Genomic DNA, 21,827 nt, shown 5'->3' with positions numbered 1-21,827 from the left:
GTTTCAATGGTCCGACGCGCCGCGATCCTGCGCGTGTGGTCCGCTCAGATAGAAGCGCGTGCGCCGCTCGACGGCCTCGCTAGAATACATCGACTCGACCGTTTCACGGGCTCGCGTGCCGATGGACGCGCGCAGCGAGGGATCGGCCATCAGGCTTCTGACGATCCCGCGAGCCTCGTCGGTCGTATCGAACAGAAAGCCGTTTTCGCCATGCCGGATCCACTCCGCATAGCCGCCCCGCCGATGACACACCACGGGCAGCCCGCACGCCATCGCCTCGAGCACGACGCGCCCGAAAGTTTCGACATGCGCGCCCGTCCGGTAGTAGAAGACATCCAGGCTGCGAAGAAAATCCACCGCGGGCATCGCGCCTTCGGCCAGCAACTGCACGTTCGGGACGGCACCGCGGGCCGCATCGAATGCATCGCGCAGGCAGGTCGCGCCCTGCAGGCGGACCTCCGCCCCTTCTTGCGCCCAACTCCGGTACAGGGCGAGATCTTCGGGATCGTGCTTGTCGGCGGTATCGCGGCTCAGGCGTCCGATCGCGAGCGACGTGCGCGGCGCGTGCGGCCCGGGCGCCGGAGCGAACAGCCGGATGTCGATCGGCGAAGGCTGGACTTCGCCCTCGACGCTGAGCAGCTGCTTCTGAAACTCGGAGATGAACACGTATTCCGTCTTCGGCCAGCGCAGCAGGGGCGGATGCGCCGACGTCAGCGAGAGGATTTTCGGATGAAACGTGTTGAAGACGTAGATGAGGCGCGCGGGCGGACGGCTCAGGTAAGGCCACAGCCGGTGACGCCAGTGCGCGCCCACGAACACGTAGACACCGCCATCCGGACGATTTCCCGCACCGAGTCCGAGCTTGCGGATACCGTATTGGCTTGCCAGTTCGGGCGAACACCGCGACGACGATGCCCACAACTTAACGTCGGCTCGTTCGCTGAGGAGGCGCGCGAGATACAGCGCTTCTTGTTCGCTGCCGCCGTGCGGGTTGAGAAATCCGTTGACGATGTGAATGACGGGATTCGACACTGGGTTGGACATCTCGCTATCTGTAAGAAAAGGCTTCGCTGGCGTGCACGGTCGGGACGGCGCCGCGGTCAGCCAGCCCGGCCCGATGCCGTGCGCCGATACACCGCTTCGGTCTGCTCGATGAAAAGCTCGCTCGAAAACTCGCGCACGGCCCGCTCGCGCGCCCGAGCCCCGATGTCCGGCAGCATCGCGCGATCTTCGATGATTTTCTGCACGATCGCGGTCATCTGGCCGACGTCGCGCGGACCGACGATCCAGCCGTCCACGCCGTCGTCGACGTTCTCCGGCAGACCCGCATAGCGCGTGATGATCACCGGCTTGCCCATCGCCATCATTTCCCGGCAGGCGAACGACACGGTCTCGACCGCGTAAGACAGCACGAAGCCGACATCGAAGGTCGCGATGTAATCCGGCACGTTTTCCACGAATCCCACGACCCGCACCTTGTCGCGCATGCCGAGCGCGTCGATGGTCTGCCGCTGCTCCGCGTTCGGCTCGGTGCCGACCACGACGACCATCACCGCTTCGCGCAACGCCTCGGGCAAGGCGGCGACGGCGGCGATCAGGTCCATCGTGCCCTTGTACGAATCGAAGCCGGTCACCGTACCGAACACGAGCCGCCCGGAAGCGTCGGGGCCGATGAGCGCGCGGCGAGCCTCGGCCGTCGCCTCTGCATCCCGCGGCTCGAACTTCGCGATGTCGATACCGTTCTTGATGACCGTGAGCGGACAATGAGCGTACACGGACCGGCGCACGAGTTCGGCGGTCGAATCCGACACGGCGATCACGTCGTCGGTGGCACGTTTCGCCCGCACGCGCGTGAGCAAGTCGCCCTTGATCTCGATCGAATTGTGCTTCGTGAACACGATGCGCGGCCGCGGGCCCTTCCAGAACAGCATGACGAGCAACAGCAGGCGATGATCCGGCGAACCGTTTACGTGAATGACGTCGAACCGCTCGCGTTCGAGCAAGTCGCGCAGCGCCCGCCACGCGGCGCGCATGCGCGCCACGTCCTTCAGCTTCGCGGGAAACTCCATCGCCAGGGTCGTCACGTCGCGCAACGCGCTCGCATGGTCGAACAGCCGGCTCGACCCGGGCGCCGCGACGAAAACCCGGTGTCGCTTCGCGAGCGCGCGGGCGATGGCGACGATATAGGTGTCGTGGCCGCCGCCGCGGCCATAGTGAAAATTGGTGAACAGGATCTTCATAGCCGGCGCTCCACGGATGCAATCGCGTCGAGCACTTCGTCGACGGTCGGCGCGCGGCCCTCGTCCCCGATCGACACGCACACGCCCGGAATCTGCACGCCGAAGAGCGGCCGCGAGGTCGCGGTGAAAATCATCACGGTCGGCTTGCGCAGCGCGGTGGCGAGATGCACGAGACCCGTGTCGGTTCCCACGACGAGCGCTGCCAGGTCGATGTGCTGCGCCATCTCCTCGATCGTCAGCTTCGGCAGTACGCGCGCGCCGGGCACGCCCTCGGCGATGGCTTGGCCTTCGCGCCGCTCCGCATCCGAACCCCACGGCAAAAGCGGCGTGATGCCGCGCTCGACGAGCGAGCGGCCCACCGCGATCCAGTTTGCGGCCGGCCACTTCTTCTCTTCCTTCGACGTCGCGTGAAACAGCAGCGCGAACGGCGCGTCCTTCGCGGCGTCGGGTGCCGTCTTGGGCTTCGGAATCGAAAAAACAGTGGGCGGCACGGGCTCGATCGCATAACCGAAGGTTTCGCTGAGTGCGCGCCGCATGCCGTCCCACGCATTGGCGTCATGGCGCGGCGCGAACCGGTGCGTGTACGCGAACGCGGCGCCGCGCTCGCCGAGATTCACCCGCGCGTATCCGAAACGGCGCTTGGAGCGCGTGAGAAACGAGATGATCGCGCTCTTGTAGACGCCGTGCAGGTCGAGCACCGCGTCGTACTTTTCCTGCCGCAAGTCTGAAATCGACGATGCGATCGCCGACAAATCGCTCAGGTTGCGCATCTTCTTGAAGCGCCTGAGCGGCGCGCACAGCACGCGGGCAACGCCTGGATTCCAGCGCGGAATGTCGGCGAAGGCGTCGTCGACGGCCCAGTCGATCTGCACGCCCGGAAACGCGCGATGCAGGTCCCCCACCACCGCCTGCGCCTGAATCACGTCACCGAGCGAGGTGACCTTCACGACCAAGATTCGCTTCATTCTGCAAGCACGTTTCGAGCGGTATCCGCCGGGTTGATCAAGGAAAACATGGAAAGGACGACGAGGCTCACGCGGCCTGCTGCTGGTACTGGATGCGATGCAGGTGCGCGTAGAGGCCGTCCTGCCGGAGCAGTTCGGCATGGCTGCCCTGCTCGGCGATCCGTCCCGCCTCCATCACGAGGATGCGGTCGGCGCGCTCGATGGTCGAGAGCCGGTGCGCGATGACGAGCGTCGTGCGGCCCTTCATCAGCGTTTCCAGCGCGGCCTGCACGTGCCGCTCCGACTCGGAGTCGAGCGCGGAGGTCGCTTCGTCGAGGATCAGGATCGGCGCGTCCTTGTAGATGGCGCGCGCAATCGCGAGCCGCTGGCGCTGGCCGCCCGACAGGCGCATGCCGTTGCCGCCGATCAGCGTATCGATGCCGTCGGGCATCGCGCTCACCACGTCCGCGAGATTCGCCGCGGCGAGCGCCTTGAGCACGCGCTCGCGATCGGGCGTCGTGCCATAGGCGACGTTGGCGGCGATCGTGTCGTTGAAGAGCACGACGTCCTGGCTCACCATCGCCATCTGCGAACGTAAATCGGCCAGGCGGTATTCGGGAAGCGGCACGCCGTCGACAAGCACCTCGCCTTCTGCCGGATCGAAGAAGCGCGGCAGCAGGTTGACGAGCGTGGTCTTGCCGCTGCCCGACGGGCCCGCGAGCGCGACCATCTCGCCCGGCGCGACCTTGAACGAGACGCGGTCGAGCGTCGGCCGCTCGGGCGAACCGTAGCTGAACGACACATTGCGAAATTCGACGTTGCCCTCGGCGCGCGCGAGCGGGCGACCGCCGCCTTCCGGCTCGGCGGGCTCGTCGATCAGGCCGAAGATCAGCTCGGCCGCCGTCATGCCGCGTTGCAGCGGCTGGTTGATGTCGATCAGGTGCTTGAGCGGCGAGATGACGAGCAGCATCGACGTGACAAACGCGACGAAGCCACCGACCGTGGTCTGGTCGCTCGCCGACTGCACGACCGCGATCGTGATGACGATGGCGAGCGCGATCGACGCGAGGAACTGCGTGAGCGGCTGCGCGAGTCCGCCCGACACCTGCATGCGCATCGAATAGCCGCGCAGGCGATTGCTCATCTCGTTGAAGCGGCCCATCTCGTAGGGTTCGCCGTTGTGCACCTTGACGACCTTGTAGCCGCCGACCGTCTCCTCGACGATGTACGACAGCTCGTTCGTGAGCAGCTGATGCTCGCGGTTCAGGCGCCTCAAGCGCCGGTTGATCTTGGAGACGAGCCAGCCGATGCCCGGCAGGATCACCGCGACGATCAGCGTGAGGCGCCAGTTCAGGATGAAGAGATAGCCGAGCAGGAACACGACCGTGAGCGAATCGCGCACCAGCGTGACGACGACGCTCGATAGCACCTGAAGGATCTGGTTGACCTCGAAGACGATCGCGTTGATAACCGTGCTCGCGGTCTCGCGCTGGAAGAAGCCCGCGCTCGTGTGGATCATGCGCTCGAACATCTTGAGCCGCAGTTGCAGCAGAATCTTGTTCGACACGTACGACAGCAGGTAACCCGATGCGTATTGCGCCACGCCGCGCACGAGCGACAGCCCGATCACCGCGGCCGGCACGACCCATTTCGCCTTGTCGCTGCCCTTCGTGCCGAAGCCGTGATCGAGCAGCGGCTTGAGCAGCATCGGAATGCCGGCCTCGCTCGCCGCGACGAAACCCATCGCGATCAAGCCGAGGATCACAATGCCCATCAGCGGCTTGATGTACGGCCAGAGGCGCCTCATCACGGCCGTGGGCGATGTGGTGGTGCCACCGCCGATGGTTTTGCTCAGTGTCTGTTGCTGGGTCAAATCAATCCTCTGTCGGTGCGATGTGCGCAGCGTGCACGTGATGGCCCATGCAGGCGGCCCGTGCAGCAGCGCCCAGGCACGGTGCGCGCCAATCCGCTATTGTAATCCGTCACGTATCGTCATCTCATTAACGAAGCGTCAAGTTTGTCGCGGCGCGAGCGCGCTGCGGCGGGCGGCGCGGTCGACTTAGAATACGGCACGCGCTCAACGTGGCAGCGCACGCTTCGAACGGCAACATGACCCAACCGACACTCGGCATCGCCATCATCACCTACAACGCGGCGGCGCGGCTCGCCCAATGCCTCGCGGCCGTCTCCTTCGCGGACGATATCGTCGTGATCGACGGCGGCAGCACCGATGCGACCGCCGGCATCGCCGAAGCGCATCGGGCGCGCGTGATCGTCGAGCGCGAATGGCCGGGTTTCGGCCCGCAGAAGAACCGCGCGCTCGATGCGCTCGCGACCGACTGGGTGCTCTCCATCGACGCGGACGAAGTCGTGTCGCCGGAACTGGCGGCGTCGATCCGCGCCGCGATCGCCGACCCGCTCGCCGACGTCTATGCGGTCGACCGGCTGTCGAGCTTTTGCGGCGAATGGATCCGGCACAGCGGCTGGTATCCCGACTGGATCCCGCGCCTGTTCAGGCGCGGTGCGGCGCGCTTCTCCGACGACCTGGTGCACGAGCGGCTCGTGCTTTCGACGGCGGCGCCGCCCGCGCGGCTCGAAGGCAGGCTGATGCACTATTCCTACGAGGACTTCGAGACCGTGCTGCGCAAGCTCGACGCCTACTCGACCGCCGGCGCGCTGCAACGCCACGCGGCGGGCAAGCGCGGCAGCTTCGGCATCGCGGTGACGCGCGGGCTGTGGGCATTCCTGCGGACGTACTTCCTGCGACGCGGGTTTCTCGACGGCCGCTCGGGTTTCATGATCGCGGTGTTCAACGGGCAGACCGTCTACTACCGGTTCCTGAAGCTCGCGCATCTGAACGCGTTCCGCTGACCCGCCGCCCGCTCAATAGACGATCTCGATCGAACTGCCGGCGAATTCGCCGCGCAGCGCCGTGATGAGGTCGTCGGTGGGCTTGACGCGCCAGGCGTCGCCGAGACGCACTTCGCCTTCGGCGTGCTCGCTGCGATACACGATGCTCACGTTCAGCCCGTTCGGAATGTGCACCGGCTGGCGCGGCGGCCGGCCACCCTCGCCGCGCGGGCCGCGCGAAGGCGCCGGGACCGGCGCGCTCGCCTGCTGTTCGGGCCCGGCGCAATGCGCTTCGAGCACGCGCTTTAAGCGCAACGCGTCGGCGTTGCCGTTCATCTCGACCTTGACGCCCTGAGCGTAGCGGCTGCGCGCGCGTTCGAGATCCATCGCCGATTCGACCGTGAAGCGGATGCCGCCCGTGAACGCGTCGTTGCGCGCCTGGCCCTGGACGACGAGCAGTTCGTCTTCCTTGAAGAGCGCCTTGTTCGCCTCGAACTGCTCGTTGAAGACGGTGACTTCGCACTGGCCCGAGCCGTCGTCGAGATTGACGATCAGCATCTTGCCGCGCTGGGTCATCTGCGTGCGCATCATCGTGATGACGCCCGCGACGAGTTTGTCGCGCCCTTCCTTCAGTTCGCCGATTTTCTGCCGCACGAAGCGGCGCACTTCGCCCTTGTAGGCGTCGAACAAGTGCCCGGACAGATAGAAGCCGAGCGCCGTCTTCTCTTCCTGCAGGCGCTTCTTGTCCGGCCACATCGGCTCGTCGATGAGTTCGTGACCTTGTTGCGGCGCGTCGCCCATGTCGAAGAGACCGGCCTGCATCGCGTTGGCGGCGGCCTGATCGGCGGCTTCCATCGCGAGCGGCACCGACGCGATCAGTTGCGCGCGGTTCTCGTGCAGCGCATCGAACGCGCCCGCGCGGATCAGCGCTTCCACGGTGCGGCGGTTCACGACGCGCCGGTCGATCCGGTCGCAGAAATCGAAGAGATCGGTGAACGCGCCGTCGCTCCGCGCGCGCAGGATTTCCTCGATCGCGTTCTGGCCGCTGCCCTTCACGGCGCCGAGGCCGTAGCGGATGGTCTTCGAACGCTTGCCATCAGGCTCCGCGACCGGCTCGAAGCGATACGCCGATTCGTTGATGTTCGGCGGCAGCACCGACATGCCGTTGCCGAGGCAGTCTTCGAAGAGGATCTTGACCTTGTCGGTGTCGTCCATGGCGAGCGACATGTTGGCTGCCATGAATTCCGCCGGATGATGCGCCTTGAGCCACGCCGTGTAGTACGCGAGCAGTGCGTAGGCCGCCGCGTGCGACTTGTTGAAGCCGTAGCCCGCGAACTTCTCCATCAAGTCGAAGATTTCGTCGGCCTTATCGGCGCTCAGGCCGTTTTTCGCCGCGCCCTGCCGGAACAGTTCGCGATGCTCCGCCATCTCCTCGGCTTTCTTCTTGCCCATCGCGCGGCGCAGCAGATCCGCGCCGCCGAGCGAGTAGCCGCCGATGATCTGCGCCATCTGCATCACCTGCTCCTGATAGACCATGATGCCGTAGGTCTCTTTCAGGACGGATTCGACGCGCGGGTCCGGATACTCGACGATCTCGCGCCCGTGTTTGCGCGCGCAGAAGCTCGGGATCAGGTCCATCGGGCCCGGACGATACAGCGCGACGAGCGCGATGATGTCCTCGAAGCGGTCCGGCTGCGCGTCCTTCAGCATGCCCTGCATGCCGCGGCTTTCCAGCTGGAACACGGCGACGGTGTTCGCTTTCTTGAGAATGGAGAACGACGCCGGATCGTCGAGCGGAACCTGCGCGAGATTCCAGTTTTCCTTCGACGGATCGAGCCGGCGGATATAGCGCTCGGCCCAGTCGAGAATGGTGAGCGTGGTCAGACCCAGAAAGTCGAACTTCACCAGCCCGACGGCTTCCACGTCGTCCTTGTCGTACTGGCTGACGACGCCGCCGTCCTCGCCCTGCGTATAGAGCGGGCAAAAATCCGTCAGCTTGCCGGGGGCGATCAGCACGCCACCCGCGTGCATGCCGACGTTGCGCGTGAGTCCTTCGACGCGCTGCGCGAGTTCGAGCAACTGATGCACTTCGTCTTCGTTGTCGAAGCGCTCCTGCAACGCGGGTTCTTCCTTCATCGCGTCGGCGATGGTGACGTGCTTGCCCGGCTTGAACGGAATCAGCTTCGCGATGCCGTCGGTGAACATGTAGCCGAGATCGAGCACGCGGCCGATGTCGCGCACCGCCGCCTTCGCCGCCATCGTGCCGAAAGTCGCGATCTGGGAAACGGCGTCCGCGCCGTATTTCTGCTTCACGTACTGGATAACGCGGTCGCGGCCTTCCTGGCAGAAGTCGATGTCGAAGTCGGGCATCGACACGCGTTCCGGATTCAGGAAGCGCTCGAACAGCAGGTTGTAGCGCAGCGGGTCGAGATCGGTAATGCCAAGCGCGTAGGCGACGAGCGAACCCGCGCCCGAACCGCGCCCCGGACCGACCGGCACGCCGTTGTTCTTCGCCCACATGATGAAGTCCGCGACGATCAGGAAGTAGCCCGGAAAGCCCATCTTGATGATCGTGCCGCACTCGAAATCGAGCCGCGCGTAGTAAGTCTCGCGCTGCGCTTCGCGCTCGGCTTCGTCGGGGAAAAGCTGCGCGAGCCGCACCTCCAGCCCCTCCTTCGACAACTGCACGAGGTAGTCGTCGAGCGACATGCCGTCGGGCGTCGGAAAGAGCGGCAGCTTCGGCTTGCCGAGTTCGAGCGTCAGATTGCAGCGTTTCGCGATCTCGACCGTGTTCGCGAGCGCCGAGGGAATGTCCGCGAAGAGCGCGCACATTTCGTCCTGCGTGCGGAAATACTGGTCGGTCGTGAAGCGCTTCTGGCGGCGCGGATTCGCGAGGATGTCGCCTTCCGAAATGCACACGCGCGCTTCGTGCGCGGTGAAATCGTCGGGCGTCATGTATTGCAGCGGATGCGTCGCGACAACCGGAAGCTTCAGCTTCGCCGCTAGCGCGACCGCCTGCTGCACATAGGTTTCCGCGCCCGGCTGCCCGGCGCGCTGCAATTCGAGATAAAACGCGTTCGGAAAGAGCGCCGCCCAGCGTTGGGCGTTGCGTTCCGCGGCCTGGTCGTTGCCCGCGGCGAACGCCATGCCGACGTCGCCCTGCTGCGCGCCGGAGATTGCGAGCAGGCCCTCGGCGAGACCGCCTTCGAGCCATTCGAATTCGACCTCCGCGCGGCCGCGATACTGGTTGGTCAGCCACGCGCGGCTCAACAGTTCACACAGGTTGAGATAACCGACGTTGCTCCTGACGAGCAGCAGCAATCGGGACGGCTTGTCGCGGTCGGCGGGATTCGTGATCCAGACGTCGCACCCGGCGATGGGTTTGACCCCTTTGCCGCGCGCCTCCTTGTAAAAGCGCACGAGACCGAACGCGTTGCCGAGATCGGTGAGCGCGAGCGCGCCCTGACCGTCACTGGCTGCGGCTTTGACGACGTCGTCCAGACGCACGATGCCATCGGCAATCGAGAACTCAGAGTGGACGCGGAGATGAACGAAGCGGGGATCTGACATGGGCGATATTGTACATGCGCCTCTTCGCGAAATTCTCGCCCGCGCCCGCGTTGACCGTTCGGACGAGGTCACGAATTGTCTCAAAAAGAGCGCGCGATGATCTGCGTCAGACTGGCTGGTCGGCCGACCCGGGCGGCGGCGCCGAATGCGGGATAATACGGGTTTCGCGATCCGCCTGATCTTTCCGGCGGCGCCTGTCATCAAGCAACCTGAACATGAATATCCTCAATCTCTCCAGCTACCAATTCGTCACCATCGACGACACCGCCGCGTGGCGCCCGCTCGTCACCGAACGCTGCAACGCGCTCGGCCTGAAGGGAACGATCCTGCTGGCGCCGGAGGGCATCAACCTGTTTGTCGCGGGCGAAATCGAGAACGTGCGCGAATTCATCAACTACATGCGCGGCGATGCGCTCTTCGAAGGCAAGTTTGCCCAACTGCAGTTCAAGGAAAGCCTTTCCGCGAAACAGCCGTTTCGCCGCATGCTGGTGAAGCTCAAGCGCGAAATCATCACGATGAAAAAGCCGGCGATCAAGCCGGAACTGGGCCGCGCGCCGTTCGTCGATGCGCCGACACTCAAAACATGGCTCGACCGCGGTCACGACGACGAAGGCCGCCCCGTGGTCATGCTGGACACGCGCAATGCGTTCGAAGTCGATGTCGGCACGTTCGAGAACGCGCTCGATTACCGCATCACGAAATTCAGCGAGTTCCCGGACGTGATCGAGCAAAATCGCGCCGATCTGGACGGCAAGACGGTCGTCTCGTTTTGCACGGGCGGCATTCGCTGCGAGAAAGCCGCGATCCACATGAAGGAAGTCGGCATCGACCACGTCTACCAGCTAGAAGGCGGCATCCTGAAGTATTTCGAGGAAGTCGGCGGCGCGCATTACAACGGCGAGTGTTTCGTGTTCGACTACCGCACCGCACTCAACCCGAACCTCGAACCGACCGCCACGTCGCAATGCTTCGGCTGCCGTGCGGTAGTAAGCGTCGAGGAGCAGAAGTCCCCCCATTACGTGCCCGGCAAGACGTGTCCCGCGTGCCATCCGGAAGCCCGCAAGGAACCAAAGGCCGCGTGAGCACCTATCGCGGCCGATTCGCGCCCTCGCCGACCGGGCCGCTGCACATCGGCTCGCTGGTCGCCGCGCTGGCGAGTTTTCTGGATGCGCGTGCGCATCGGGGCGCGTGGATCGTGCGGATCGAGGACGTCGACGGTCCGCGCACCGTGCCCGGCGCCGCCGACGACATCCTCGCGACGCTCCCGCGTCTTGGCATGCATTCGGATGAGCCGCCCGTCTGGCAAAGCCGGCGCCTTGCGGCCTACGAAGCGGCCTTCGAACGCCTGCGGGCGACCGGCATCGTTTATCCGTGCGGCTGTACGCGCCGCGAAATCGCCGATTCGCTTTTGAACGCGCATGCGCGCCACGCGACGCTCGCCTATCCCGGCACCTGCCGCGACGGTCTGCACGGGCGCGCGCCCCGCGCGTGGCGCCTGCGCGTGCCCGACGGCGACGCCGCGCGCGTGAGTTTCGTCGATCGGTGGCAGGGTGGGCAGTCGCAGGATCTGGCGACCGAAGTCGGCGATTTCGTGTTGAAGCGCGCGGACGGACAGTGGGCGTATCAACTGGCGGTCGTCGTCGACGATCACGAAGCGGGTATCACGCACATCGTGCGCGGCGCCGATCTGCTCGACTCCACCGCGCGGCAGATTTATCTTCAGCAGTGTCTCCACGTGACGACGCCGGACTATCTGCATGTGCCCGTCGTCACGAACGCGGACGGTGAAAAGCTCAGCAAGCAGACGGGCGCGATGGCGTTGAATCTCGAGGACCCGGTCGCGACACTCGCGGCGGCAGCACGGCATCTCGGCATCGAAATGACGCCGCCCGGTTCGCTCGACGCGTTCCATTCCACCGCGACCGCCGAGTGGGCGAAGCGCTTCGGACCGCCGCAATAAAAAAAGCGGCTTCGCTTGACGCGCTGCCGCTTTTCCCACGCAGAACCGCCACGAATCACGACGAAGTCGTCTTCCTCGGCATACCCAGTCCGCCCAGCAACGCGGCCAGCGGCTGCTTCGGCGCGGTTTTGCGTTCGTGCTCGACCGCTTCGTCATGACGCTTCACCGATGCCGGTGACGGCTCGTACGGCTTCAGGAAGAATTCGTCGACCGGCTGCTGCCGCGCGTGCGAGCGCTCGAACGACGTCGCACGCCGGCGGCCGCCCGATTCCTCGCGTGCATGCCGATGTTCGCCGCGCTCGGCACGGACCGGCCGCTCGTCGCGTTCGCGGCGTCCGGTTTCGCGGCGCGCCGGCGTCGTGACCGTCAGCGTTTCCACTTCGAGCGGACGCTTGATCAGCTTTTCGATATCGGCGAGCTGCTTCTTCTCGTTCGCGCTGCACAGCGACAGCGCGTCGCCCGACGCGCCCGCGCGCCCCGTGCGGCCGATGCGGTGCACGTAGTCCTCGGCGTTGAAAGGCAGGTCGAAGTTGATCACGGCCGGCAATTCGGCGATGTCGAGCCCGCGCGCCGCGACATCGGTGGCGACGAGCGCTTCGATTTCGCCGCGCTTGAACGCGTCGAGCGCCTGCATGCGCTCGCCCTGGGTGCGGTCGCCGTGAATCGCCGTCGCGATGATGCCGTCACGCTCCAGCACGCGCGCGAGGCGGCTCGCGCCGATCTTGCTGTTGCAAAATACGATCACCTGCTTCAGGTTTCGCTCGCGGATGAGTTGCGCCACCGCGCCCGACTTGTCGCTTTCGTGCACTTCGAACACGATCTGGCGCACGTTCGTCGCGGTCGAATTGCTGCGCGCGACTTCGATCGTCTGCGGATTGCGCAGGTACGTAGCCGCGAGTTTCTTGATTTCACCCGAGAACGTGGCGGAGAAGAGCAGCGTCTGACGCTCCTTCGGCAGCAGGTTCAGGATGCGCTGCAGGTCCGGCAAGAAGCCCATGTCGAGCATGCGGTCCGCTTCGTCGAGGACGAGCATCTGCACCTGGCCGAGATTGAGCGTCTTTTGCTGGACGTGGTCGAGGAGCCGCCCCGGCGTCGCGATCAGCACTTCGACGCCGCGTCGCAACGCCTCGGTCTGCGGATTCATGTCAACGCCGCCGAACACGACGGTGCTGCGCAGCGGCGTGTGCTTCGAATAGGCCTGCACGTTCGCGGCGACCTGATCGGCGAGTTCGCGCGTCGGCGTGAGGATCAGCGCGCGCACCGGATGGCGCGCGGGCGATGCGCTCGTATTCGCCTGCGGCAAAAGGCGCTGGATGATCGGCAGCGAGAAGCTCGCGGTCTTGCCGGTGCCGGTCTGGGCCGCGCCCATCACGTCGCGCCCGGCGAGCACCACGGGAATCGCCTGCGCCTGGATGGGCGTGGGCGTCGTGTAGCCGGACTCGGTCACCGCCTTCAGGATGTCGGCGGCGAGACCGAACTGGTCGAACGTGGGCGCGGCGGCGCTCCCCGGCTTTCCGGAGGCTTCAGGCGCGGCGGCGGACGTGTTCGTGACGACGGAATCGGACATGGTGACTATCTGGCTTTCGCTAAAAATGCGCCGGAGGCGGCGCGTGAAGCGGTGAATATGCGTGAAATCTGTCGGCTGCGCGGCGGTTCGGTGCGCGACACATGGCGCTGGAACGCTCCGGCGCGGATTTCGCGCTCTGGCGCCGGGGATTGTTGGGCGCGATGCATACGTCGTTCGTGCCCCGCACCGCGCTCTGGAACGCACTGCTGCCCGATATTGCGCGACAGGCTTCTTAAGATGCGCGCGATCGCGAGCTTCGTAGCCGCGCTTCATGGCCGTGATCCGTGGCACGTCGGCCCGGCCCGGGTCCGGCAGCAAATCCGGGCGCCGAAAACCGCACATTGTAGCACTCCGTCCGCGACGGGCACGTCTTCCGCCCAAGCTTTCCCTATGGCCGCCACGCGGGGCCCGGCCGCGATTCAGCGCTGCTGCGGCACGTCCTTCACGATCATGTGCCGCGGTTCGGTCACGTCCTCGATCGCGTACCTGAGACAGACGCCGGTCTTGCCGGTGAGGCGCCCGTAGGTGGCGGCCATGAAGCCGGCGGCCTGCTCGTGGCGCGTGAGGACGAGCCGGATTTTCGAGCGCCACAGCGATTCGAGCAGATCGAAATTTTCTCGACAGGAATGTCGAACACATATTCGCCTTGCTCGGCTTCGAGGGCTTTCACGAACAGATCCGATGCTTTGATGGGCGGTTTCGGCTGGTTGACGGTCCGGTCGGGTCAAGGATGGCGCGGCGCGGCTTCGGCCGCGCGCCGAACCCGCGCCTGGAACATTACTCCGGATGCTTGACGCGTGCAGGGAGCGTCGGGGCATTGCGCGTCCTCGCGGCGGAGGAGAAAAGCCGTTCCGAATCGCTTCGGAACGGCTTTTTGTCTTCTGTTCATATGGACCCGCGCGCGGCGCTTATTTGTCGCGTGCCTTGCAGTTGCCGATGACCGGCGGCGCGTTGGGTCCGCCCATGCCGGTGTAGAGATTGCCTTCCTGCCCCTTGTTCCACCACGTGTACTGTTCCGCGACGTAGCGCGCGCCGGAACCCGACATCACGTTGACAAACAGCAGCTTGCGCCCGTCGACGGTCAAGAGCGCGAAGCTCTGGTTGTTCTTCGTGTTGACGTAACGAACCGACAGGGTCTTGTCGCCATCGCAATCGTATTTGACGGTCTGCGACGAGGCTTCCTGCACCTGCGGCACGGTCAGCGGCATCGCCCACGCGGCATGTGCGAGCGTCGATGCGGCGAATGCCGCGAGAATGGTTTTCATCGTTGATCCTTGTTCGATCACGGATCGATGACTTCCGCGCACGCATCGGTCGGTAACGCCGCGGCGTGTCCGACCACCGGCACGATCTTGATCACCGCTGAGGTGATCCGGCACGGCGCCGCCGCGACACCGCAACCGCTCAATCCCAAACAGGCCGCGCAAAGCGCCGCCAGCAAACACGATTTCATCCAGCCACTCCTTGCGCGGCGTTCCGCGCAAAGCGCGCCGAACCGCCAGACATCACTTCGTTGAAACAGGCCTCACCTTCGATGCCGCGCACTTCGCCCGCTCGCGCGCCTCGTCGATGTCGCGCCCCGTCGCCACTGCCACGCCCATGCGGCGCCTTTTGAAACTTTCCGGCTTGCCGAAGAGGCGCAGGTCCGAATCCGGCACCGCGAGCGCCTCCGCGACGCCTTCGAACGCGATGGCCGCTTCGTCGAGCCCGCCGTAGATCACCGCCGACGCGCCCGGCGCGCGCAGCGACGTATCCACCGGCAAACCGAGAATCGCGCGCGCGTGCAGGTCGAATTCGGAGAAACGCTGCGTGGCGAGCGTGACGAGGCCAGTATCGTGCGGACGCGGGCTCACTTCGGAGAACCAGACATCGTCACCGCGCACGAAAAGCTCCACGCCGAAGAGACCGCGCCCGCCGAGCGCCGCCGTCACTTTCGCCGAGACGTCGCGCGCGCGGTCGAGCGCGGTCGCGCTCATTGGCTGCGGCTGCCACGATTCGACGTAATCCCCTGCGACCTGCAAATGGCCGATCGGTTCGCAAAAATAGGTTTCGGTTGCGCCCGTTTGCGGGTTCGCGGCGCGCACGGTCAGTTGCGTGATCTCGTAGTCGAAGTCGACGAAGCCCTCGACGATCACCCGCCCGTGGTTCACGCGCCCGCCGGCCATCGCGTAGTTCCAGGCCGGCTCGATGTCGGCATCGCTTCTGAGCACCGACTGCCCCTTGCCCGACGACGACATCACCGGCTTCACGACGCACGGAAAGCCGATCGTCGCGATGGCGGCTTTCATCTCGTCGAGCGATTGCGCGAACGCGTAAGGCGACGTGGGCAGGCCGAGCGTTTCGGCGGCAAGACGCCGGATGCCTTCGCGGTTCATCGTGAGCTGCGTCGCGCGCGCGGTCGGGATCACGACCGCGAGGCCCGCCGCTTCGATTTCGGCCAGCATGTCGGTCGCGATCGCCTCGATCTCGGGCACGATCAAATGCGGCTTTTCCTGTTCGACGAGCGCGCGCAGCGCGGCGCCGTCGGTCATGTCGATCACGTGCGAGCGATGCGCGACCTGATGGCCCGGCGCGTCGGGGTAACGGTCGACGGCGATGGTCTCCACGCCGAGCCGCTGCAGCGCGATGATCACTTCCTTGCCGAGCTCGCCCGCGCCGAGCAGCATCACGCGCGTGGCGCTCGCCGAGCCCGGCGTGCCGATGCGGCGCGCGGCGCCCGTTTCGATGGGGCCCGCGCCCTGACTGGCGTTCTGCATGGGGTGCTCCTGGGTTTGATCCGAACAGTCGGCGATGTTAACACGCGGGTTCGCGCACGAAGGCTCGTCCGGTCGGCATATTGACAGGTGCGCGGCAGGCGGCGCAGGCGCTCGTCGCGATCCGGGCGACATCGTGTTGCACATCGCCGCTGGACAAATCGTAGGACGAGTGCGATACCCTTACGGTTTCGCCAGCTTCAGGACCCTCGATGCTCATGCAGCTTCCCCCGCAGCCTTCCCGTTCCCCGTCGCGTGCTCGTTCTGACGCGCGGCGCGCCGCGCGCTTCGCTTCGATCGGCGCCGCGTTCGCGCTGGCCGCCACGCTCGCAGCGTGCGCGCTGCCGACCCATCCGGATGCGTCGGCGCCGCCGACCGATCCCTACAATCCCGCGGCCACGCAACTGCTCGACGACACGCAATGGGAACTCACGCGCTGGAGCGATGCATCCGGTAAGCCGCGCACCGTTCCCCACGGCGACAACGGCGAGCCGATCACGCTGAATCTGTCCACGGAAGGCGGCCAGCGGCGCGTGAGCGGCTTCTCGGGCTGCAATCGCTACATGGGCAGCTACGACGTGAAGGACGGCAAGCTCGCGTTCGGGCCGCTCGCCGGCACGCGCATGGCGTGCACGTCGGGCGCGGGAGCGGCGCTCGAGCAGCCGTATCTGAGCGGACTCACGCACATCGCAAAATCGGGCGTGCAGATGAAGCCGCCGAAGGAACTCCTGTTGACGCTCGACGACGGGCAGGTGCTCGCCTTCGCAAGCCGCTCGAAGTGACGCGGCGAATCGCCTTCGACAGTGCCGCGCAGTCCGGCGCGCAGCCGATCGGCGCCGCGCTTTCTCCTTCGCCTGCGTCAGCGGTTAAACTCGACGGCCCGGTCTTCGCCGCATCCCTCAATAGTTGGTTCCTAGCATGCACACGGTAGTTCTCGGCTGGTTCGGCGGGTCAGTCGTCTGGTTTCTTCCTCTCTTGTGGCGGCTCGTCAAGTCGATGCTCCCCGGCGGCGTCGGCGTGCGCGGCCCCGGGACGATCCGGCTGTGGCTCGGCTTCGTCTGCGTGATCCTCGCGAGTGCGACGCTCGAAGCCGCACTCCTCGGTTCGTTCGAAGCGGCGTCGGGTATCAATCGCTGCGGGCACGCGCTCGCAGGCGCGCTCGCGGCGTTCGCCGGCACGCCCGGCGCGGGAGCGATCGCGGCCGTCGCGTTGTTCGTGAGCCTGCCCTGGCTCTGCGATTTTCAATGGCGCTCGGCGATGGGCTGGGCGAACGTCGCATTCGGGCTCGGGTTGAATTCCGCGTGGTTCGCGCCGCGCGAGAAAGAGGCGCGCGAACCCAGGCCGCGCGAACGGGCGCCGCGCCCGAAGCCGGGTCGCGAACGAAGCGCGCCGGACGAAACCTATCGCGCGGGCGGCATTGTGGGCCTCGCGTCGCACGATGCGCCGACGCTCGGACTGCCTGCCGCCACGAACCGCGAAGGCGGACGCTATCGACGGCCGACCGTGTGGCGTCCGCCCGCGATCCGTCGCGGCGATTCGAAACCGAACACCGCGACGCCCACGCCGGCAACCGATGCGTTCGCCGGCAAGTTCGCGCGCGCCGATGCGGCGACGATGCGACGCGATTTCGTCGAACCGGTTGCGCCTGCAAGCTGGCCGGGCGAGGCTCTGGACGCACGGACGCGTTCGCGCAGCGACGCAGGCGTGCCGACGCGTGCCGCGTCCGCCGCACCGATGGATCAGACTGCATCTCGCGCGATGTCCGGCGCTTCGCCGCACACCTCCAGTCGTGCGAACAACGCGACGCGATCCGCCGCGGCGACGGCCGGTGCCGCGTCGCGCTCCACCATTTCCGCGAACGCTGACCGTCACGCGCAAGTGCCGCGCTCGTCGGGAGCGAGTCGGCCGGGATCGGCGCCGGGAAGCGCAACGTCGCCGTCGGGTGCGCGACCGCAGGGACAGCGTCCGCCGGCGTATTCGCGTCCGGCCGAGCCCGCCGGTCCGCCGCCGGCCCCGTCCACCATTCAGGCGACGCTGCGCTCGATCGAAGAGAATGCGGCGCTGTGGACGTCGCTTGCGGGCGCGAGCCTCGCGCGTCAGCATGAATCGCAGGCGATGCGGGCGAATTCGGCCGGGCCCGAGCCCGTACCGGCGCGAGCGGACGATGATGCGATGCACGTCGCGTCGCCGCAGTCGCCGCGCACGGACGAAAGTTTCCCGACGCGCGACGCGCTCGCTTCGAAGGAGGAACCGGCCGACAGGCCCGTCACAGCGCGCGTCGAGCAAGCTGCGGCCTCGCCAACGCCCGATCCCGCCGCGACCGCGTTGCCGCAGACTGCGATGGCATCGACCGCGGCGACGACGACGCGAAGCGCTCCCGACGAGCCAGCCGCAATCGAAGCCGCAATCGAAGCCGCAATCGAAGCCGCAATCGAAGGCGCGACCGAAGACGCCACCGAAGACGCCACCGAAGACGCCACGGACACGCCGCCGGAAGCGTTCGACACACCCGAACCCACGCAAGCCGTCACGCCGCCGCCCGCGCCCGACCGCCCTGCCCCGCCGCCCGTGATCGAAGAGGAACCTGCGCCGTCGAACGTCGTGCGCTTCCCCGGCACGACGAGCGCCGCGCCGCCGGTGCAGCCCGCCGCCGCGCCAGCGCAGGACGCGCGCCCGCCCGTGCGCGGCTTCGTCCCGACCGAATTCGAGTTCCACGCGCCGGCGGCTTCGGCGGTCGAACTGCCCGGCTTCGATCTCCTCGAACGCGCTTCCGGCGAAGTCGAACCCGTCTCCGAGGAACGTCTCTCCCAAACCGGCCAGCTGATCGAACAACGTCTGCAGGAATTCAAGGTGCCGGTGACGGTCGTCGGCGCGTCGGCCGGGCCGGTCATCACCCGCTTCGAAGTGGAGCCCGCGCTCGGCGTGCGCGGCAGCCAGATCGTCGGGCTGATGAAGGACCTCTCGCGCGGCCTCGGCCTCACCTCGATCCGCGTCGTCGAGACGATTCCCGGCAAGACCTGCATGGGTCTCGAATTGCCGAACGCGAAGCGCCAGATGATCCGCCTGTCGGAAATCCTCGAAGCCGACGTCTATCGCAATTCCAAGTCGAACCTGACGATCGCGATGGGCAAGGACATCGTCGGCAATCCGGTCGTCACCGACCTCGCGCGCGCGCCGCACATGCTGGTCGCGGGCACGACGGGTTCGGGGAAATCGGTGGCGGTCAACGCGATGATCCTGTCGCTGCTCTACAAGTCGAAACCCGAGGACGTGCGCCTCATCATGATCGACCCGAAGATGCTGGAGCTTTCCGTGTACGAAGGCATTCCGCATCTGCTCGCGCCCGTCGTCACCGACATGAAGCTCGCGGCGAACGCGCTCAACTGGTGCGTCGGCGAGATGGAGAAGCGCTACCGGCTGATGTCGGCGGTAGGCGTGCGCAATCTGCAGGGCTTCAACCAGAAGGTGCGCAGCGCCGACGCCGCCGGCAAGAAGCTCACGAACCCGTTCTCGCTCACGCCCGACGCGCCCGAGCCGCTCTCCACGCTGCCGATGATCGTCGTCGTCATCGACGAACTCGCCGATCTCATGATGGTCGCCGGCAAACAGATCGAGCAACTGATCGCGCGGCTCGCGCAGAAGGCGCGCGCCGCCGGCATCCACCTGATTCTCGCGACGCAGCGCCCGTCGGTCGACGTGATCACCGGCCTCATCAAGGCGAACATTCCGACGCGCGTGGCGTTCCAGGTGTCCTCGAAAATCGATTCGCGCACGATTCTCGACCAGATGGGCGCCGAATCGCTCCTCGGCGCGGGCGACATGCTGTTCCTGCCGCCGGGCACGGGCTATCCGCAACGCGTGCACGGCGCATTCGTCGCGGACGACGAAGTGCATCGCGTCGTTGAATATCTGAAGCAGTTCGGCGAGCCGGAATACGAGGAAGGCATCCTGTCCGGGCCGGCGTCCGAAGGCGGCTCGCAGGACCTCTTCGGCGATGCGCCCGACGCGGAAGCCGATCCGCTGTACGACGAAGCCGTGTCGTTCGTGCTGCGCACGCGGCGGGCGTCGATTTCGTCGGTGCAGCGGCAGTTGCGGATCGGCTATAACCGCGCGGCGCGGCTCGTCGAGCAGATGGAGGCGGCGGGTCTCGTCTCGCCGATGGGCAACAACGGCAACCGCGAAGTGCTCGCGCCGGCGCAGCCGGAGTAGGACCGTTGGCGCCTCACCAGAGCCGCAGCTTGCGCAAATAGCCCAGCGTGCCGGCCGCGCACACCCCCATCACGCCGATCACGACCCAGAACGAATGCGGTCCGTGCGTTCCGGGCAGCCCCGCGACGTTCATCCCGAAGATGCCCGAGATGAGCGTCGCCGGCATCAGCAACGCCGACATCACCGCGAGCCACAGCAGCTTGCCGTTGATCTCCTCGGAAAGCTGGGCGGCGATCTCGTCCTGCAGCAGCTTTGCGCGTTCATAGAGCCCTTCGAGCCCGGCGGCGAGGCCGTTGAGCACCTGGATCGCCTGGATCAGCGCCTCCATCGAGCGCGGTTCGGCCCAGTCGAGCCGCCGCGTGACGAGCTGCGTGAGCGCATTGCGCTCCGGATCGATGAAGCGCTTCACCTCGACGAGCCGCCGCCGCACCTCGCCCAGTTCGACGCGCGAATTCGGATGCGTCCCGTCGATCACGCCCTCTTCCACGTCGTCGAGGCGGTCGCCGAGTTCGTCGATGCGGTCCGCGAAGGTCTGGTTCAGCGCGCGGATCAGGCCCGCGAACAGATCGACGGTATCGCGGAAAAGCGCGCCTTCGAGCACCGCGTGGCGCAGGCGGTCCGTGGACTGCAGCGGCTGCGCGCGCACCGTGATCATCCGGTGGCTGTCGACGTAAAAGCGCAGCGCGCCCGTCGCGCGCCGCGACGCGCGCGCGGCGGGATCGGCTTCGCTGCCGCCCGCCGGCGACACCGCCGCGCGCTCCACATCGGCCACCACGCCGTACAGGAAGTTCGACCCCATGTGCACGCGCGGCCGCTTGTCCTCGCCGTTGAGGAATTCGCGCGCGACGTCGGGCATCGACGTGACGCCGGTCAGCCAGTTCTCGACGGTGTCGTCGTTCGCGCTCAGGTGCAGCCAGGTCGGGCCGTCGCCGGCGATTTCCTTGCGCGCTTCGTCCCACGAGAGCCGGATCGCCTCGGCGCCCGCAAAGCGAAACGCGCTGATGAACCCGGCGGGCACCGGCCCGCCGCGCTCCGGCGGAGCGCCTGCCTGATGCGCGGATTGCGTCTTGTTACTGTCGATATCGGAATTGATGCTGTTCAACGTTTCACTTCCTTTCACACTGCGGGAACCCTGGGAATCAGAACTCGTAGCGCCCCCAGAAAAACGCGACGTCGCCGTCGTTCAGACCGGGGACGCGCGGAATGAACGTCGCCATGACCGACGCCTTGCGATAGCGCACCGACGCGACCGGCAACGCGATCGGTATCGGCACGTAATGCGCGATGTCATTGCGTGCGGTAATGCCGACGAAATAGCCGCCGCCGAGCGACAGGCCGCCCGCCACCGGATTCGTGTACCACTGCCGGGCGAACCCGCCGATGGGCTGGACGTGATCGTGAGAATCCAGGAACGCCATCGCAAACAGAATATCCTCGTTGCCGCTGGCGTCGGTCCAGTGCTTGCCCGCGCCGCCGCCCCATGATTTCGCGTTGAGCTGGCTGCGGTTCTCGTAGCCGTCGATATGCCAGCCGTAGCCGGTCAGATAGCCGTCCCAGGTGCCTTCGTTCGCGACCCGGCTCACGCGCTGACACGCGGACGCCACCCAGTTCCACGAATAGTCGCACGCGGCGTGCGCCGTGCCCGCGAATGCCACCTGCGCCGCTGCCGCGACGGCCAGTGCCGTGCCGAGGAGACTCTTTCTCATCATTCTTGTGGCGCCCGGCGTCGTCCAC

Annotated in this window: 17 protein-coding genes and 1 pseudogene; 6 read left to right on the top strand and 12 right to left on the bottom strand. The window is 66.4% G+C overall.

The genetic code is table 11. The features are described from left to right. Positions 1–3: 3 nt before the first annotated feature. The 4 genes from QCE48_RS04510 to msbA all read right to left on the bottom strand — a co-directional run bounded on the left by QCE48_RS04510 (position 4) and on the right by msbA (position 4,991). A complete protein-coding gene (locus QCE48_RS04510; RefSeq protein WP_309785896.1) occupies positions 4–1,044 on the bottom strand; it encodes a glycosyltransferase family 4 protein in 1,041 nt (346 codons plus the stop codon). Positions 1,045–1,100: 56 nt separating this feature from the next. Continuing rightward, on the bottom strand, positions 1,101–2,240 hold the full coding sequence (locus tag QCE48_RS04505; protein ID WP_309785897.1) for a glycosyltransferase family 4 protein: 1,140 nt from the start codon (positions 2,238–2,240) through the stop codon (positions 1,101–1,103). Further along, a complete protein-coding gene (gene waaC, locus QCE48_RS04500; protein ID WP_309785898.1) occupies positions 2,237–3,205 on the bottom strand; it encodes a lipopolysaccharide heptosyltransferase I in 969 nt (322 codons plus the stop codon). Before waaC ends, QCE48_RS04505 begins: the two co-directional genes overlap by 4 nt. Before the next feature lie 67 nt (positions 3,206–3,272). Further along, positions 3,273–4,991, bottom strand: a complete 1,719-nt coding sequence (msbA, locus tag QCE48_RS04495; RefSeq protein ID WP_309788266.1) for a lipid A export permease/ATP-binding protein MsbA — start codon at positions 4,989–4,991, stop codon at positions 3,273–3,275. A gap of 302 nt (positions 4,992–5,293) precedes the next feature. On the opposite strand from msbA, the gene QCE48_RS04490 reads away from it, so the two are divergent. Further along, positions 5,294–6,055, top strand: a complete 762-nt coding sequence (locus QCE48_RS04490; protein ID WP_309785899.1) for a glycosyltransferase family 2 protein — start codon at positions 5,294–5,296, stop codon at positions 6,053–6,055. Between the two features lie 12 nt (positions 6,056–6,067). Here QCE48_RS04490 and dnaE read toward each other — a convergent pair whose 3' ends face one another. After that, positions 6,068–9,613: a DNA polymerase III subunit alpha gene (dnaE, locus tag QCE48_RS04485; protein WP_309788267.1), complete on the bottom strand. Its 3,546-nt coding sequence runs from the start codon at positions 9,611–9,613 to the stop codon at positions 6,068–6,070. Positions 9,614–9,819: 206 nt separating this feature from the next. On the opposite strand from dnaE, the gene QCE48_RS04480 reads away from it, so the two are divergent. Together QCE48_RS04480 and gluQRS are read left to right on the top strand one after the other, a co-directional pair. Further along, positions 9,820–10,686, top strand: a complete 867-nt coding sequence (locus QCE48_RS04480; protein WP_309785900.1) for a sulfurtransferase — start codon at positions 9,820–9,822, stop codon at positions 10,684–10,686. Next, entirely contained in the window at positions 10,683–11,564 is an 882-nt protein-coding gene (gluQRS, locus tag QCE48_RS04475; protein WP_309785901.1) for a tRNA glutamyl-Q(34) synthetase GluQRS, read from the top strand. The genes QCE48_RS04480 and gluQRS overlap by 4 nt, the downstream gene beginning before the upstream one ends. A 55-nt stretch (positions 11,565–11,619) precedes the next feature. Here the strand turns inward: gluQRS and QCE48_RS04470 are convergent, their stop codons facing one another. Next, complete coding sequence (locus tag QCE48_RS04470) at positions 11,620–13,131, bottom strand: DEAD/DEAH box helicase (RefSeq protein ID WP_309785902.1); 1,512 nt, start codon at positions 13,129–13,131, stop codon at positions 11,620–11,622. A gap of 101 nt (positions 13,132–13,232) precedes the next feature. Here QCE48_RS04470 and QCE48_RS04465 point away from each other — a divergent pair, with 101 nt between their 5' ends. Next, positions 13,233–13,367 carry a hypothetical protein gene (locus QCE48_RS04465; protein ID WP_309785903.1) on the top strand — a complete coding sequence of 45 codons (135 nt, stop codon included), beginning with the start codon at positions 13,233–13,235 and terminating at the stop codon, positions 13,365–13,367. A 252-nt stretch (positions 13,368–13,619) separates the two neighbouring features. Here the strand turns inward: QCE48_RS04465 and QCE48_RS04460 are convergent. The 4 genes and pseudogenes from QCE48_RS04460 to purT form a co-directional block, all read right to left on the bottom strand. Then, positions 13,620–13,822: pseudogene (locus tag QCE48_RS04460) on the bottom strand (thiamine pyrophosphate-binding protein); the annotation flags it as partial. 217 nt (positions 13,823–14,039) lie between these two features. Beyond that, positions 14,040–14,396 (bottom strand): MliC family protein, encoded by a 357-nt coding sequence (locus QCE48_RS04455; protein WP_309785904.1) that lies wholly within the window; start codon positions 14,394–14,396, stop codon positions 14,040–14,042. Between the two features lie 17 nt (positions 14,397–14,413). Then, a complete protein-coding gene (locus tag QCE48_RS04450; protein WP_309785905.1) occupies positions 14,414–14,584 on the bottom strand; it encodes a DUF6726 family protein in 171 nt (56 codons plus the stop codon). 52 nt (positions 14,585–14,636) lie between these two features. Next, entirely contained in the window at positions 14,637–15,887 is a 1,251-nt protein-coding gene (purT, locus tag QCE48_RS04445; protein WP_309785906.1) for a formate-dependent phosphoribosylglycinamide formyltransferase, read from the bottom strand. A gap of 215 nt (positions 15,888–16,102) precedes the next feature. On the opposite strand from purT, the gene QCE48_RS04440 reads away from it, so the two are divergent. Together QCE48_RS04440 and QCE48_RS04435 are read left to right on the top strand one after the other, a co-directional pair. Continuing rightward, positions 16,103–16,666 carry an META domain-containing protein gene (locus QCE48_RS04440; RefSeq protein ID WP_309785907.1) on the top strand — a complete coding sequence of 188 codons (564 nt, stop codon included), beginning with the start codon at positions 16,103–16,105 and terminating at the stop codon, positions 16,664–16,666. 136 nt (positions 16,667–16,802) lie between these two features. Further along, entirely contained in the window at positions 16,803–20,093 is a 3,291-nt protein-coding gene (locus QCE48_RS04435) for a DNA translocase FtsK (protein ID WP_309785908.1), read from the top strand. Between the two features lie 13 nt (positions 20,094–20,106). Here the strand turns inward: QCE48_RS04435 and QCE48_RS04430 are convergent, their stop codons facing one another. Further along, entirely contained in the window at positions 20,107–21,195 is a 1,089-nt protein-coding gene (locus tag QCE48_RS04430; RefSeq protein WP_309785909.1) for a transporter, read from the bottom strand. A 37-nt stretch (positions 21,196–21,232) separates the two neighbouring features. Then, a complete protein-coding gene (locus QCE48_RS04425; RefSeq protein WP_309794086.1) occupies positions 21,233–21,799 on the bottom strand; it encodes an antimicrobial peptide resistance and lipid A acylation PagP in 567 nt (188 codons plus the stop codon). Between the last annotated feature and the right edge of the window lie 28 nt (positions 21,800–21,827).

Origin of the sequence: Caballeronia sp. LZ024 (genome assembly GCF_031451455.1) — a bacterium.
Taxonomy (GTDB): Bacteria; Pseudomonadota; Gammaproteobacteria; order Burkholderiales; family Burkholderiaceae; genus Caballeronia; species Caballeronia telluris.
Note: the sequence above shows the minus strand (reverse complement) of the source record. Positions and strands in the feature narration are given on the sequence as shown.